Annotated in this window: 11 protein-coding genes and 5 tRNA genes; 1 reads left to right on the top strand and 15 read right to left on the bottom strand. The window is 36.7% G+C overall.

Annotated elements, in window-relative coordinates; genetic code table 11:
- Positions 1–30 precede the first annotated feature (30 nt).
- Positions 31–933 (bottom strand): prenyltransferase, encoded by a 903-nt coding sequence (locus CBF31_RS10745; protein WP_126832885.1) that lies wholly within the window; start codon positions 931–933, stop codon positions 31–33.
- A gap of 142 nt (positions 934–1075) precedes the next feature.
- Between CBF31_RS10745 and CBF31_RS10740 the strand changes: the two genes are divergently transcribed.
- Entirely contained in the window at positions 1076–2053 is a 978-nt protein-coding gene (locus tag CBF31_RS10740; RefSeq protein WP_126832883.1) for a polyprenyl synthetase family protein, read from the top strand.
- Between the two features lie 37 nt (positions 2054–2090).
- Here the strand turns inward: CBF31_RS10740 and cydC are convergent, their stop codons facing one another.
- From cydC to CBF31_RS10670, 14 genes are all read right to left on the bottom strand, one after another.
- Positions 2091–3854 (bottom strand): thiol reductant ABC exporter subunit CydC, encoded by a 1764-nt coding sequence (gene cydC, locus CBF31_RS10735; protein ID WP_126832881.1) that lies wholly within the window; start codon positions 3852–3854, stop codon positions 2091–2093.
- Positions 3847–5595 (bottom strand): thiol reductant ABC exporter subunit CydD, encoded by a 1749-nt coding sequence (gene cydD / locus CBF31_RS10730; protein ID WP_126832879.1) that lies wholly within the window; start codon positions 5593–5595, stop codon positions 3847–3849. Before cydD ends, cydC begins: the two co-directional genes overlap by 8 nt.
- Positions 5596–5600: 5 nt before the next feature.
- Positions 5601–6608, bottom strand: coding sequence for a cytochrome d ubiquinol oxidase subunit II (gene cydB / locus CBF31_RS10725; RefSeq protein WP_126832877.1), 1008 nt, complete (start codon positions 6606–6608; stop codon positions 5601–5603).
- 1 nt (position 6609) lies between these two features.
- Entirely contained in the window at positions 6610–8010 is a 1401-nt protein-coding gene (locus CBF31_RS10720; RefSeq protein ID WP_170167950.1) for a cytochrome ubiquinol oxidase subunit I, read from the bottom strand.
- 117 nt (positions 8011–8127) lie between these two features.
- Entirely contained in the window at positions 8128–9477 is a 1350-nt protein-coding gene (gor, locus tag CBF31_RS10715) for a glutathione-disulfide reductase (RefSeq protein ID WP_126832875.1), read from the bottom strand.
- Positions 9478–9566: 89 nt separating this feature from the next.
- The gene (locus CBF31_RS10710; RefSeq protein WP_126832873.1) at positions 9567–10808 is read right to left on the bottom strand and encodes a peptidase U32 family protein; all 1242 of its coding nucleotides are present in this window, start codon (positions 10806–10808) and stop codon (positions 9567–9569) included.
- 12 nt (positions 10809–10820) lie between these two features.
- Positions 10821–11744 (bottom strand): peptidase U32 family protein, encoded by a 924-nt coding sequence (locus tag CBF31_RS10705; RefSeq protein WP_126832871.1) that lies wholly within the window; start codon positions 11742–11744, stop codon positions 10821–10823.
- Between the two features lie 145 nt (positions 11745–11889).
- The gene (locus tag CBF31_RS10700; RefSeq protein ID WP_126832869.1) at positions 11890–14349 is read right to left on the bottom strand and encodes an ATP-dependent Clp protease ATP-binding subunit; all 2460 of its coding nucleotides are present in this window, start codon (positions 14347–14349) and stop codon (positions 11890–11892) included.
- Between the two features lie 3 nt (positions 14350–14352).
- Positions 14353–14805, bottom strand: coding sequence for a CtsR family transcriptional regulator (locus CBF31_RS10695; RefSeq protein ID WP_245977962.1), 453 nt, complete (start codon positions 14803–14805; stop codon positions 14353–14355).
- A gap of 156 nt (positions 14806–14961) precedes the next feature.
- A tRNA-Pro gene (locus CBF31_RS10690) sits at positions 14962–15035 on the bottom strand.
- 10 nt (positions 15036–15045) lie between these two features.
- Positions 15046–15119, bottom strand: a tRNA-Arg gene (locus tag CBF31_RS10685).
- 25 nt (positions 15120–15144) lie between these two features.
- A tRNA-Leu gene (locus CBF31_RS10680) sits at positions 15145–15230 on the bottom strand.
- Between the two features lie 48 nt (positions 15231–15278).
- Positions 15279–15350: transfer RNA gene (locus CBF31_RS10675), tRNA-Gly, on the bottom strand.
- A gap of 48 nt (positions 15351–15398) precedes the next feature.
- Positions 15399–15471 (bottom strand) — tRNA-Thr (locus CBF31_RS10670).
- Between the last annotated feature and the right edge of the window lie 54 nt (positions 15472–15525).

Below are 15525 nucleotides of genomic sequence, written 5' to 3'. Positions count from 1 at the left end.
AAGAGGAGTAAACTCATCTTCCTTTTTAAATTAAATTATAACACCAATAACGAATAAAATAGCATATAGTAACATCGTAAGTGCTAAGTTTTTAATCGCTAAAGGAAATGTTTCTGTCTTAATTTGCTTATCCGAAAAACGCTTCGTATTTTTAAAGACAATTGGAAATGCTAACCACATCAATAACACTGTCCAGGGCACAATTCCAACTAAAACCGAAAGTGTCGCTATTACAAAAGGTGCTAATGCTAAAAACCAAAATAACTGAATCGCTTTTTTCTTACCTATATAATAGACTAAAGTATGACGATTATTTAAAATATCTTCTTCTAAATCACACGTATTATTAGCTAACATCAGATTCGCAATAGCAAATACAGCAGGTAATGCAATCATTAATACTTGTCCAGCTAATCCCCATGTAAAGGGAGTACGGTCATATATATTTAAATACACACAAATGAGTGGAATAACATAGCCCATCGTAACACCTGAGGCAACTTCCCCTACAGGCAAACTCGATAGCGGAATAGGTCCTGCTGAGTAAAAAATTCCCACCGAATAACTAAGAATTCCTAACCATAAGACTACCCAACTCGTCTGTGAGGCTAAATAGACACCCATCGCAGCTGATATTCCAACTAAGAAAAGGATCATATTGCGAATTAGAGGCAATGATAAATTTTCTCGTCCTATAATATTAGTTTCTTCTTTATAATCATGTTTATCTGTCGCATTATGATAATCCATATAATTATCCAAAATATCTACTGCCATATTAAATAACAACATTGCAATAAAAAATAACAACATATTTAACCAATCTACTTGCTGGTAATGATACCAACTATACGCCATTCCTAATACAAATGGGAAGACACTTGCTGTTTTTGCCTTTAATTCAATTAACTCAGCAAAAATCTTAAATGACATCTCTATCGCCCTACTTTCTCCTACTTGATAGTCACATACCGACCAAACAATTATATTTTAATTTTATGTATCAATCAATTGACACTTGCTTCATTTTAAGCTAAATTGAAGACAGTGTAAAGAATAGTGTAGGAGGCCTAACATGGCGATTCATCCAATATGGGACCAATTCCCAACCATCCAAAAAGAATTAACTGAAACACAAAAAATAATGATGTCCTCTGTCAAAATTCGTAACAAAGAAATGACCGAAGCCCTTCAATTATTTTTTAAATCTGGCGGAAAACTATTAAGACCCGCTTACTTTTTATTATTTTCAAAATTTGGTGAAGCGCCTAACGGAAAGCGTCGACTTCAGTACGCTGCCTCATTAGAAATTTTACATGCAGCGACTCTCGTTCATGATGATATTATTGATGAATCACCCGTTAGAAGAGATTTACCATCTATCCAAGCCTTATACGGCAAAGATATTGCAGTCTATGCCGGTGATTTCTTATTTACGGTTTATTTCCAACTGCTAAGCGGAGCGTCGAAAGATCTTTCTACCTTAGAGCGAAATTCTGTAAATATGAGAAAAATATTAATTGGCGAATTAGACCAGCTCCATCTAAAAAACAATCCGAATATTACAATTAAACAATATTTACAGCATATCCAAGGTAAAACAGCACAGTTATTCCAGTTAAGTTGCTATGAAGGAGCTCATTTCGCTAACACTTCAAAACGTGTTCAGTTGATTGCCCAACGTATCGGATATAATATTGGTATGGCTTTTCAAATACTAGATGACGTTCTAGATTATTCTTCTACTGAAGAAGATTTTCATAAGCCTGTTTTAGAAGATATTAAAAATGGTAACTATACACTCCCCCTTATCTATGCTATTAAAGAAAACCCAGATTATTTTTCAATCTTAAATGATGACCGTGATTTAACAGATGATGAAATTGCTTATATTGTTAAAGGTATTCAAACATTTGGCGGCATTGAAAAAGCTTCAAAATTAGCAGAACGCTATACTAATAAAGCTCTTTCTGAAATTAATAAACTCCCTAATATTCCAGAAAAAGAAATCATCTTAACCGTTACGACAAAATTACTTCATCGTAATGATTAAATAAAAAATACCTGTTGCTTACGCAACAGGTATTTTTTTAATTATAATCTAAACTCAACAAATGACGATAATGCTCGTTGGTTTGTTTCAACTCTTGTGGTGAACCATCCATCTTGATAGCTCCCTCTTCAATAAAAATAACACGGTCAGCTTTTTCAATTGCCATCAAGTGATGTGTGACCCAAATAACAGTTTTATCCTTTAATACATCAAATACTGTTGTAAGTAAAGCATTCTCTGTAATAGGATCTAAACCGATTGTTGGTTCATCTACAATAACAACTGGAACTTTCTGTAATAAAATACGAGCTAACGCAATACGTTGTTGCTCCCCGCCAGAAAAACGTTGTCCCGCTTCTTCAACTACTGTATCTGCCCCATTAGGTAAAGCATCAATAACAGGCTGTAATCCCGCTTGCTTAATCGCTTGAAAGACTTCTTCATCCGTTGCCTCAACATTCCCTAGACGAACGTTATTTAAGATACTTGTATTAAATAAATGAGGCGCTTGGTTCAGAACTCCCACATGCGGTGACATATCTGCTATCTCTGAAACAGCATGACCTCCAATAGTGATCATTCCTTTATCCGGAACTAAATCATGACGAATGAGTTTCGTTAAAGTCGTTTTACCCGTTCCACTTTTTCCTAATACCGCAATTTTTTGCCCTGTCGGAATAGTTAAACTAAAATCAGATAAAATCACTTTACCTTCTGATTGATAATTAAACGAAACATCTTCTAAACAAACATCATATTGGTCAAATGACAAATCAGTCAATTCTGAAGCAATAGCTGTTTCTTCATCTTCAACTTGAGGTAACTCATGTAGACGTTTTGTTGAATCTTCATACATCGGTAACTCAGTCACACCTTGACTAATAGGAGAGAAAGCATCCATCAGTGGGAATACTGCTAAAGTAAAGGCTGCTACCCAGTTCAAGGCACTGCCTCCTTTATCACCAAAGTACGTACCCGCCCAGAAAAATATAGCTAATACAATTAACCCAAAAACAAATTGAATAACTAAATCTTGGAAACGAGTGTAACGATTTAATTTAATATCTTCTTCTCTAACAGCTGACTCAGACTCATTATAGCGTGTTAAAAATTCATCATAACGGCCACTATATTGCCAATCTCCTACACCTAAAATAGAATCTGTCAATTGGTTATATAACACATGACGTTTATACTTACGGCGATAAATTTTGGCACGATTAATCGCAACTGATGTTAAAGGTAACACGATAATCAGGATACCTAATAATAACGCAATCATTAGCGCAAATGGGATTGAGAAAAATCCTAACATGACAACAATTAAAACATACAATAACAATCCAATTAACGTTGGAAAAATTGTTCTCAAATAAAGATTTTGAATATGCTCAATATCTTCTGCTAGAATTCCCAATATACTTCCCGTTTGAAATTCTTCTTTTGATTGGCTTGCTCGCGATTCTAATGAACGATACAACTTATAACGTATATCCGAAGTCATTTTTAAAACCCAATTATGACTTCCTAATCGTTCAGTATAACGAAAGACTGGACGGCCAATACCAAAGGCACGTGTTAAAACAATAGGAACATAGACCACTAAAACATTCCACGGGCGAGTTGCTGATTTACTAATCAAGAAACCTGATGTAAACATCAACGCACTACCTGCAAAGAAGGTCATTAGCCCTAGAAATAATACTAATGCTAATAGACGTTTGTATTTTTTAAAGAAGGGGCGAACCCATGTATCTTGTTTGGTTAATAATAAACGCTCTTGTTTTGGTTCATTAGCCATTGTTCTCGCTCCCCCCTCTAATTTCATTTACAAATTCCTTATAAACGCCCTCTTGAGCTAGTAATTCTGAATAAGTCCCTTGCTCAACAATACAACCATCTTTCATGACTAAAATATAATCCATTTCTTTCATCCAATGTAAGCGATGTGTCGCAAAGAAAACTAATTTATCTTCCATTAATGGCAATATTGTTTCTTTTAATTCCGCTTCTGTTTCAATATCTAAATGTGCGGTTGGTTCATCGAACAACATGATTTTTCGACTGTTATCTAAAAACGCTCTAGCAAGAGCTACACGCTGCATTTGTCCACCACTTAACATTTGTCCACCTTCACCAATAACCGTCTCTAAACCTTCTGGTAGCTCGCTTAAAAGTGAGGTTAAACCAGCTTGGCTAACTGCTTCTAATACAGCAGAATCTGTCGCATTAGGAACATAGAAATTGATATTTTCTCTGAACGACCCATGGAATATATATGGATTTTGAGGAACATAGAATAAATTCTTTTGCCAGTTACTGTTATTTAAACTAGTTACTGTTTCATCATTTACTCTAATTTCACTTGATGGTGTTCCATTTAAAAATCCACCTATAACTTTAATTAATGTTGACTTACCTGATCCAGATAGACCAACCACACCAATTTTACCGTAACCCTGCCACTTGAGGTTAAGCCCTTCAAGCGCATCCTTCTCAATAGAAGCATCATAACTCGCAGCTACATCCTTTAGCTCTAAGTCACTTGTAGGTGTCCAGCCCGTAAAATGAGTTAATGACTCTGTATTATCCGTTGGTTCTTCAACATCTAATACAGCAAAGATACTCTTCAACGTATTTCCACCATTTAACGTAGCATGATAATCATTCGCAAAATCACGAATCGGTAAGAAAAAGTCTGGTGCTAGAATTAAAACTGTTAATGCTGGGAACAAACTCATTTGCCCTTCAATTAAATTTAAACCTAAAAATAACGCAATAACCGCTACAGATAAGGTGGTGAAGAAATCTAAGGCAAACGTTGATAATATCGCAATCTTCAATGTGCTCATTGTGGCTTTACGATAATTTTCACTCACTTGGTAAACATTTTTCCCATAACGTTTGCTTAACCCTAATAAATTTAATGTTTCTAATCCTCTAAGCGAATCAATAAAATGATTGCTTAAACGTTGAAACCCTTCATATTGCTTATCAGCTTTAGCTCGAGCTGCATATCCCAATACAATCATGAAAATAATAATAATTGGAAAAACAACGAGCAACGTAATAGCTGATTTAATATCCTGAGTAAAAACAAATGCCGCAATAATCCACGGCACAATCATCATATTTGTAATCTTAGGCAAGATGATTGTGATGTAATCTTCTACCTGACTAACGCCCTCAATTGCCATCGTTACCATATTACCTGTTCCTTCTTTTTGAACAAAATTAGGCCCTAAAGAAAAAACTTTTTTTAGTAACTGTTGGCGAATAATCTTTGTTTCCTTGTAAGCATAACTGTCTAAAAAACGGTCCTTGCCGTAATTAGCAACCTGTCGCATCATAAAACATATAAAAAATAAACCGACGTACATTAGCTGAGCTTTCACTGATTTACCGGCCCATACATTACTGATACCTTTTGCTAAAAAATAAGCCTGACCTATAATCAAAAGAGCCTGCAGGACAGCAAGTCCCGCAAGCCCTATCAATACAGGTCTAATTTTATTGATCTTAAAAAGATTTTTATCAATCATTAGAATTATCCCTCGATTTTTTCTGCGTGTATTCTCTTTCTGAATGTGTAATACGTGTAAACTAAGTAAGCAAGAACAACTGGTAATAAAATACAAGTTACAATTGTCATCACTTTTAATGTGTACGGTGTGCTCGCAGCGTCTGTGATTAATAAATCATAGCCTGTTGAGCCGATCATAACACGTGGGAACATACCGTTGAATAACAGGACTACAATCCCTGCTAAGATACCGCTTGTTCCAACAAATGATACCATCTCTTTATCTTTGTAAGTACCGTAAGCTGCTACAACAGCCATTAATACCACAACTACTAAAAGAATTAAAGTTGATACCGGACGTTTGTCGAAGAAGTCTGTATTCGCCCATAAAAGACCTGCAAATACTACTAAACCAACAAATAATACTGGGTATAAACGTTTTGCTACATGATGAGCACGATGACGAATTGGACCATCTGTTTTCAAGCGAATATAGTTTAAACCTTGTAAGAAACATACTAATGTTACAGCAATACCACCTACAACTGAGAAGATATTAACATAATCGCCAAAACTAGCGTAAATGTTTTTATCATCTGCAATAGGCATACCGCGAACTAAACTTGTAAACATTAAACCAAATAAGAATGGAGTTGTAAGACTTCCAATAAATGTTGCCCATTCCCATATATTACGGCCACGTTTTGTTTCCATGTGATGACGGAATTCAAATGACACCCCACGTAAAATTAGACCGAATAAAATTAAGAATAATACGATGTAATATCCACTAAATAACGTAGCATACCACTCTGGGAATGATGCAAACAAAGCACCACCCGCAGTAATTAACCATACCTCATTTGAATCCCAAACAGGTCCAATTGAGTTAACTAAAACGTCACGTTCTTGACGATTTTTAGCAACTAATTTCATTGCCATACCGACACCAAAGTCAAAGCCCTCAAGAACAAAGAAGCCAATAAATAGCACGGCGATTAAGACGAACCATAACAATTCTAAACCAGTCATATTAGAACGCCTCCTTCGACATAGGATCGATTGTTTCTTCTTCTTTTTCTTCAGCGTACGGACCATATTTAGCTGTACGTTGAATTAGGAAGACTAAAACGCCCCCTAATAAAGCAAAGATTAAGAAGAACATGATATTTGAGAACATCAATTGCCCCGCTGTCACACTTGGTGAAACGCTATCTGCAATTGTGAATAACCCGTAAACAGTCCATGGATAACGACCTAATTCAGTGATTAACCAGCCTGATGTGTTCGCAATAAATGGTGCAAATGTACATAACGCCATAATGACTAATAACCATTTCATTTTTTGTAATTTTTCTTTTCTTAATAAGAACAATCCAACTACAGATAATAAAGCCATTAATGAACCAAAACCTGCCATGAAGCGGAAGCTCCAGAACAATGCATTAACAGGAACATAATAATCATTTGCTTTATCCCCATATTTTTCTTTTAACTCTTCATTAATAGTGTTCATACCTTTAAAGCTACCTTCATGAGAACTTCCTAAAATACTTAATAAGTATGGAATTTCAATAGATGGTCCTTCTGTACGATTTTTTTCATCCATCAAACCGATTAGTTTCCACGGTGCTGGATCTTCAGTATCTTGGTAGATACCTTCTGTTGCAGCAAATTTCATTGGTTGGTCTTCGATGATAGCTTGAGTTTGCTCATGACCAACAGCAATTGTTGCCACTGAGAAAATTAAACCAATTACTAAACCAATTTTCATTGATTTTTGGAAGAAAACAGTATCTTCCTTACGTAACATCTTCCAAGCTGAGATACCTGCGATAATGAAACCACCTGTAACAAATGCTCCAAAGATAACGTGTGGGAATTCTAACCATAGTTGGTGATTTTTTAATAATGCACCAAAACTTTCTAATTCCGCACGACCTGTCACTTCATTAATACTAAAAATTTCTTTTGAAGGATTTTGCATAAATGAGTTCGCTGCTAAAATCCATAGAGCTGATAAAGTTGACCCTAAAGCAACTAACCACATGAATACAACGTGAAGTTTTGGACTTACTTTATCCCAAGTAAATGCCCATAACCCAATAAATGTTGATTCCATAAAGAATGCTAATAATGCCTCTACTGCTAACGGTGCTCCGAAGATATCACCCATGAAACGAGAATATTCAGACCAGTTCATACCGAATTGGAACTCTTGAATAATCCCTGTTACGACACCAACTGCAAAGCTTAATAGGAAGATTTTTCCCCAGAACTTCGCCATGTCTTTGTAAACCTTGTCTTTCTTTACGACGTACATCGTTTCCATGATGGCAACAGCTAATCCTAAACCAATTGATAATGGCACAAAAAGAAAATGGAAAACTGTGGTCATCCCAAACTGAATACGTGCTAATGTTAATACATCCACGTAAAGAACCTCCTTTAAGTTTTTTATATATTGTAATTATTATTATTACCTAACTATTATAAAACATCTTACTCTAAAATAGAAATTTAATTTTTTTACTAATTATCAAATTTCTGGCTATCTTAACGTAACAAATTCTTCCGCAGCCGTGGGATGAATCGCAACTGTATCATCAAAATCCTGTTTCGTTGCCCCCATCTTAATGGCAACAGCAAAACCTTGAATAATCTCATCCATGCCAACCCCAATACCGTGTAAACCGACAACTCGTTCTTCTGCACCAACACAGACCAATTTAACAGTTGCTTTTACTTTACGCTCTTGAAGAGCATACTGCATTGGGTTGAATTGTGACTGATAAACTTTAACTGATTCAGAACCATATTGCGCCTTAGCCTCTGTTTCAGATAGCCCAATAGTACCAATTGCAGGATGACTAAAAATAACTGTTGGAACATTTGTGTAGTCAACCCTGGCTGTTGTTTTTTCATTGAATAAACGCTCTGCTAATTGACGACCGGCTGCAATCGCAACTGGAGTTAAGTCAACCTTACCAATAATATCTCCCACAGCATAAATGCCTTCTTGAGAAGTTTGCTGATACTCATCGACCTCAATATACCCTTCTTTTGTTAACTGAACATCAACTTTTTCTAAGCCAATACGGTCTGTATTTGGAATACGACCGATTGCCCAAATTACTTTATCTGCTGTTACCTCTATTTGGTTGTCAAAGGACACTGTTACTTGGTCATTAGCCACTTCCTCTACTTTAGTTGGAGCTGAATTAGGATGTAACTTAATCCCTTCTTGCTCATAAATAGCTAGCATAGCCTCAACAATCGTTTCATCAAACTGTCTTAATGGACGGTCATGGCGGTAAGCAAGATGCACCTCACATCCTAATCCATTTAAAACACCAGCTATCTCAACGGCAATATAGCCTGCACCAACAATTACTACCTTTTCTGGCAAACTATCCAAGGCGAAGAAACCATCAGAGTCGATACCCAACTCACTCCCTGGTAAATCTGGAAAACGTGAACGTCCACCTGTTGCTATCACAATATGCGGAGCCGTGTACTCATTTCCATTTACTTCAATAACTCGTTTGTCTTTAAACTTAGCATAACCTTTTTCAACGGTTATGTTATTTGACGCTAATCCTTTTGCATAAAGGCCTCTCAAACGGTCAATATAGCTATTTCGATTAGCTACTAACGTCTTAAAGTCAAACTTATTAAGCGGCGCATCAATACCATAGCTACTACTGTCTAGCACTATTGATTCTCTCATCTGTGCAGCATTCCACATTACTTTTTTAGGCACACATCCTACATTAACGCATGTCCCACCAAAATGTTGACCTTCTACTAATAACACTCGCGCGCCGTGCATGGCAGCTCTGTTAGCTGTAGCAATACCACCACTACCGCCACCAACAACAATATAGTCAAACTCTTTAATAAGTCAGTCCTCCTTTCCTCTACACTATTACCCAATTTGATTATACTCATCACCTACTACGTAAGGCAATTAATCTGTTTGATAACTGGTTATTTTTTCTTACGAATCATATCACCAGGTTTTACAGGCTGTGCCACTGGCATTGTTAATAACATCATTGGATTTGGAGCACGGTCAATTGCTTCACCTTCCTCATTCCACATCTCTTCAACACTTTGATAAAAATGATTAAAACCAGGACCATAAAATTCGATTTCATCCCCAATTTTAAAATGATTACGTTGACGAATTGTTGCTAATCCAGTTGCATCATCATAGCTCATCACTTCACCAATAAATTTGTAAACCGGAATTTTACGACGCTCACCGAATAATTGTTCTTCTTCAGTTGGGGTTTGATAATAGAACCCAGTTGCTAACTCACGCTGAGCTACTTTCCATAATTCATCTACCCATTCTTGTTTGCAGACATAATTTTCTGGGTCTTCCATATAGGTATCAACCGCTTTTTTATAAACATTAGCTACAGTAGATACATAGTGAATAGATTTCATACGCCCTTCAATTTTAAAACTATCTACGCCATTTTTAATTAAATCAGGAATATGTTCAATCATCGACATATCAACCGCACTCATTGAAAACGGTTCATCTTCGATTTCACCATTTGTTAGAAGAGAACGGTGCTCACCTGCATATGGCATATCAAACAAATCATATTTCCAACGACAAGATTGAGAACACCCACCACGGTTAGCATCACGCTTAGACATATGATTAGATAACGTACAACGACCTGAATACGAAATACACATCGCCCCATGGATGAACGCTTCAATTTCAATATCCGTATTCTCACGAATTGCCGCAACCTCTTCCATTGACACTTCACGCGCCAATACCACACGCTCTAATCCTTCATTTTTCCAAAACTCTAATGTCTCATAGTTTGTTGCTGAAGCTTGCGTTGACAAGTGGATTGGTAACCCTGGTGCTTCTGTGGCACAGATTTCAATTAAAGCTGGGTCTGATACGATAACTGCATTAATACCAATATCACGCAACGTTCTAAAGAACTCACCTGCTCCTACTTCATCCCCCTCATGTGTAACCATATTCGCTGCAACATAGACTTTAGCATCATATTCTTTTGCAAAAGCGACACCTTCTGCCATTTCTTCAAAACTAAAGTTACCCGCACGACTTCTAAGGCCGTAAGCGTCTCCCCCAATATATACAGCATCTGCTCCGTAATGAATCGCTGTTTTCAATTTCTCTAAAGTCCCTGCTGGTGCTAGCACCTCAGGACGTTTTAATGTTGTTTTATCCATTATTATTCCCTCCTATTTCACTTCATCTGGATCCATTAAGAAGAATCCTGTATCTAAGCTACGCTCATTTGGATGTAACTCGATGACTTTATTCGTCAAACTTTGAGCAACACCTTCTGACCATTCACCTTTTTCAATTAACTCTTTTGCTTCAATAAATAACGTCGTAATCTCAACAAAGTTGTCACCTGGACTATAGATACCATCCAACTTCCAATGTGTAATTCCAATCTCATTTAGCTTGTCCAACTCTGTCATCAAGTTAACATCACTATCTGCAAAGATATGTGTCCCATGTTCGTCTTCATAAACTGAATAATGTGTATCCTCTTTCTTAGGTTCAGAGATAAATAACCCCCGCTCTTTCCCCACACTATCGTCACTCTTAATGTACGAGAAGAAATTCTCTACTAAAGGACGCTTTGATTGATGAATACATGTTGCGCCGTATACTAAAACTTCACCGAAAACTGTCAATTTCTCAGCCATTTCTTTCATTTCCAAATATGGAACCTCACGTGCAACAACCGCACCTACCGCACCACGTTTACCCCAAAAATTAATTTGGCGCGCACTTGTTACTAGTGTATGTGCATCATAGATATAAGGGATCTTAACTTCATTTTTCTGAAGTAAGAAAATAACCCCCGTATCCCCAACCGTAATCTGGTCTACTTTAATTTCTTTTAAAAATGTTAGGTATTCCGGAATATCTAGCATTTTCTCTGGATGCATAATCCCATTTACTGCGATAATCGCCTTTTTTCCATAACCATGTGCTAACGCCACTAATTCTTTTTGCTCTTCTCTAGAAAAATAAGCAGGTAATCTCAAACCAAATTTTTCATCACCAAAATAAATAGCATCTACTCCGCTTTCAAGTAAAGCCTTCGCTTGAGCTAGTGACTCAACCGTTGTCGTAATCTCAATTGCCATTCTACTCGCCTCCATTTTTAATAAAATGCGTAAAAAAACGCAAAAAGTTGGTAGGGGCTTTGGTTTTGCACCTACCAACTTATAAAAGTTATTGTAATTTTATACCTTAAATTTTAACCCTTTTTGTGAAATTTCGCAAGTGCTTTTAACCTACTGTTAACGTAACCTTACCCTTAGTTGCACCAATTGTAACCTTGTCACCTTGTGCAATATCTCCAGCAAGCAACGCCTCACTTAATCGGTCTTCTACTTCTTTTTGTAAGGCACGTTTTATCGGACGCGCACCATACTCTGGGTCAAATCCTTCTTTACCAATAATGTCTAATGCTGCGGTTGTTAATTTAAGCTTCACATCTTGGTCAACTAGACGGTCCACAACAGATTGACTTAGAATCTTAACAATTTCTCTTAATTCTTCTTTATCTAATGATTTGAAAACAATCGTTTCATCAATTCTATTTAAAAATTCCGGCTTGAAGGCTTTTTTCAATTCCTCTAAAACGCGACTCTTCATTGCTTTATGATCTTTAGTCACATCAGAGGCATTAAACCCAACTGATTTCTCTTCTTTAAGAGCCGTTGCTCCCACATTCGACGTTAAAATAATAATAGTATTTCTAAAATCAACTTTGCGTCCCTTAGTATCTGTTAAGTAACCATCATCTAATACTTGGAGTAATATGTTAAAGATATCAGGATGTGCCTTCTCAATTTCATCGAATAATATAACTGAATAAGGTTTTTGACGAATTTTTTCTGATAACTGTCCACCCTCGTCATACCCAACATAACCAGGAGGTGAACCAATCAAACGACTCGTACTATGTTTTTCCATGAATTCAGACATATCCACTCTCACTAGAGCATCCTCTGAACCAAAGACTGTTTCAGCTAGGGCTTTTGCCAATTCCGTTTTACCGACTCCTGTAGGCCCTAAGAAGATAAATGACCCAATAGGTCTCTTAGGATCTTTAAGTCCACTACGCGCTCTTCTAACAGCTCTAGAGACAGCTCCAACGGCTTCTTCTTGCCCCACCACTCGTTTATGTAGTTCAGACTCTAAATTTAATAAACGTTCACTCTCTTTTTTCTCTAGTTGTTGTAGAGGAATAGCGGTCCACTGTGATATCACTTCAGCAATATCTTCAGCTTGAACTTCAATATCATAATTAGCAACTTTATCAGCTTGTGATTCAATATACGTTTCTAATTTCTTCTCATGTTTCTTTTCTTTTTGACGTAATTCCGATGCCAATTCAAAATTTTGGTTTTGAATTGCTTCTAATTTTTCTTGTTTAATCGCAACTAACGCCTCTTCTAGAACAGCAAAGCGTGATTTTTTACGAACAATACTCAATCTAACCTTCGATGCTGCTTCATCAATTAAATCAATAGCCTTGTCTGGTAATTGACGCGTTGGCAAATAACGAATTGATAAGCTAACTGCCGCTTCGACTGCCGCTTCAGTAATTGCAACATTATGATGCGACTCATAATGACCTTTCAATCCTTTTAAAATCTCAATAGCTTCATCAGCTGTTGGTTCATCAACCATAATCTTCGCAAAACGTCGCTCAAGAGCCGTATCTTTCTCAATATATTTTTGATACTCATTTAAAGTTGTCGCACCAATTGTTTGAAGTTCTCCACGAGCTAGAGCTGGTTTCAAAATATTTGAGGCATCGATTGCACCCTCAGCTCCACCTGCACCAATAACAGTATGCAACTCATCAATAAATAGGATAACATTGCCATCTTGGTAAATTTCTTCAATAATTTTTTTCATTCTATCTTCAAATTCACCGCGATATTTTGTCCCTGCAACCATTGAACCCATATCAAGCATCATTAAGCGTTTCTTAGCAATTTCCTCTGGCACTTCACCCATCACTATCTTTTGAGCTAATCCTTCTGCAATAGCTGTTTTACCAACACCTGGCTCTCCTACTAAAACAGGATTATTTTTTGTTCGTCTACATAAAACTTGAATAATTCTCTCAATTTCCTTACTTCTACCCACAACCGGATCAATTTTATTTGAACGAGCATAACTTGTTAAATCACGTGCAAGTGAATCTAGCGTAGGAGTTAAACTCCCCGAAACATCATTAACTTTATCTTGAGAAATACCTTTTTTAGTAGTCTTCATTCCTCTATTTTCAGTAACACCAATCGTTTTAAGGATATATTGACGTGTTTTAGCTAAACTCAAGCCAAAATTTTGAAGAATACGAGCTGCTAATACTTCCTCGTCTCTTAATAGTCCCAATAAAATATGTTCGGTCCCAATACTAGGTGCCCCTAGACGCTTAGATTCATCTCCTGAAAAAGCCAAAACCTTTTTAGCTCGAGGTGAATAAGGTAAGAAACGATCATTAGACCTTCCTTTTGTAGAACCATATCCTGTTATTTTTTCAATTTCTTCAATAATATATTTTTCTGACATACCTGACTGTCTGAGAATTTTCCCAGCTATTCCATTTTCTTCAGCTACTAATGCAAATAAAAGATGTTCTGTTCCAATCGATTGATGCTTAAAATATTGTGCATTATCCTGGGCCAAAACCAAGACTGTTTTCGCTCTTTCAGTAAAAAATTGTTCCATTATTTATTCCCTCTCTTCATAGCCAAGACGTTCCAATAACGTCTCCATCATGTTTGCTCTTATTTTTAAATCACTTTGAGAATTATTAGACAATACAGATCTTATAAATATAGCCTTCATTAACTCTTTTTCTCTAACTGTTATTAATTTAAACTCAACCAATTTATGAAGCATCCATTCAGCTTCTTGCTCGGTTAACTCATCTTCTAAATTTCTTTTCAAATCAAGCAAAACGCTATGTTCCGTATGGATAACTTTTTTTATCCTAATAAAGCCACCGCCACCACGCTTGCTCTCAACAATATAGCCTTGACTTATCGTAAAACGTGTATTTATAACATAATTTATTTGAGACGGTACACAACAAAAATAGTGAGCTAACTCTACACGCTTAATTTCAATCATATCTTTTTCATTTAAAATATCTTTTATATGACTTTCAATAGCATCTGACATGTTTTTACTCCCCACATCTATTTCCCTCCCAATAAACTGACTTTATTTGACTTATTTCATTATACTAAAACCCTATCTAGAAATGCAAAAAAAAGACTCGTTATTCTATACAAAAAAAGCTAAACATTAAATGTTTAGCTTTTACCGGTTATAATATCGGGAAGACAGGATTCGAACCTGCGACCCCTTGGTCCCAAACCAAGTGCTCTACCAAGCTGAGCTACTTCCCGGGATAATACATGCACCCAAGAGGAGTCGAACCTCTAACCGCCTGATTCGTAGTCAGGTACTCTATCCAATTGAGCTATGGGTGCTCATTTATTAGTAATCTAATAAAAATGCCGAGGACCGGAATCGAACCGGTACGGTAATTACTTACCGCAGGATTTTAAGTCCTGTGCGTCTGCCAGTTCCGCCACCCCGGCGCATTACAAACTGGTCTTAATACTTCTTTTGTTATGTGACATAACAAAAGCGGAAGACGGGGTTCGAACCCGCGACCCCCACCTTGGCAAGGTGATGTTCTACCACTGAACTACTTCCGCAAACTTTATTTTAATTTTTAAATTAAAAAAGAGTTAAAAAACTCTTAATGCCGGCTAAAGGAGTTGAACCCTCGACCCTCTGATTACAAATCAGATGCTCTACCAACTGAGCTAAGCCGGCTAAATAAAATGCGGGTGAAGGGACTTGAACCCCCACGCCGTTAGGCGCTAGATC

The organism is Vagococcus fessus (genome assembly GCF_003987565.1).
GTDB lineage: Bacteria > Bacillota > Bacilli > Lactobacillales > Vagococcaceae > Vagococcus_D > Vagococcus_D fessus.
Note: the sequence above shows the minus strand (reverse complement) of the source record. Positions and strands in the feature narration are given on the sequence as shown.

Coding starts and splice junctions, on each gene's coding strand:
- CBF31_RS10745 (WP_126832885.1), bottom strand. CDS start 933: ATGTCATTTAAGATTTTTGCTGAGTTAATTGAATTAAAGGCAAAAACA.
- CBF31_RS10710 (WP_126832873.1), bottom strand. CDS start 10,808: ATGGATAAAACAACATTAAAACGTCCTGAGGTGCTAGCACCAGCAGGG.
- CBF31_RS10740 (WP_126832883.1), top strand. CDS start 1,076: ATGGCGATTCATCCAATATGGGACCAATTCCCAACCATCCAAAAAGAA.
- cydC (WP_126832881.1), bottom strand. CDS start 3,854: ATGGCTAATGAACCAAAACAAGAGCGTTTATTATTAACCAAACAAGAT.
- cydD (WP_126832879.1), bottom strand. CDS start 5,595: ATGATTGATAAAAATCTTTTTAAGATCAATAAAATTAGACCTGTATTG.
- cydB (WP_126832877.1), bottom strand. CDS start 6,608: ATGACTGGTTTAGAATTGTTATGGTTCGTCTTAATCGCCGTGCTATTT.
- CBF31_RS10700 (WP_126832869.1), bottom strand. CDS start 14,349: ATGGAACAATTTTTTACTGAAAGAGCGAAAACAGTCTTGGTTTTGGCC.
- CBF31_RS10705 (WP_126832871.1), bottom strand. CDS start 11,744: ATGGCAATTGAGATTACGACAACGGTTGAGTCACTAGCTCAAGCGAAG.
- CBF31_RS10695 (WP_245977962.1), bottom strand. CDS start 14,805: ATGTCAGATGCTATTGAAAGTCATATAAAAGATATTTTAAATGAAAAA.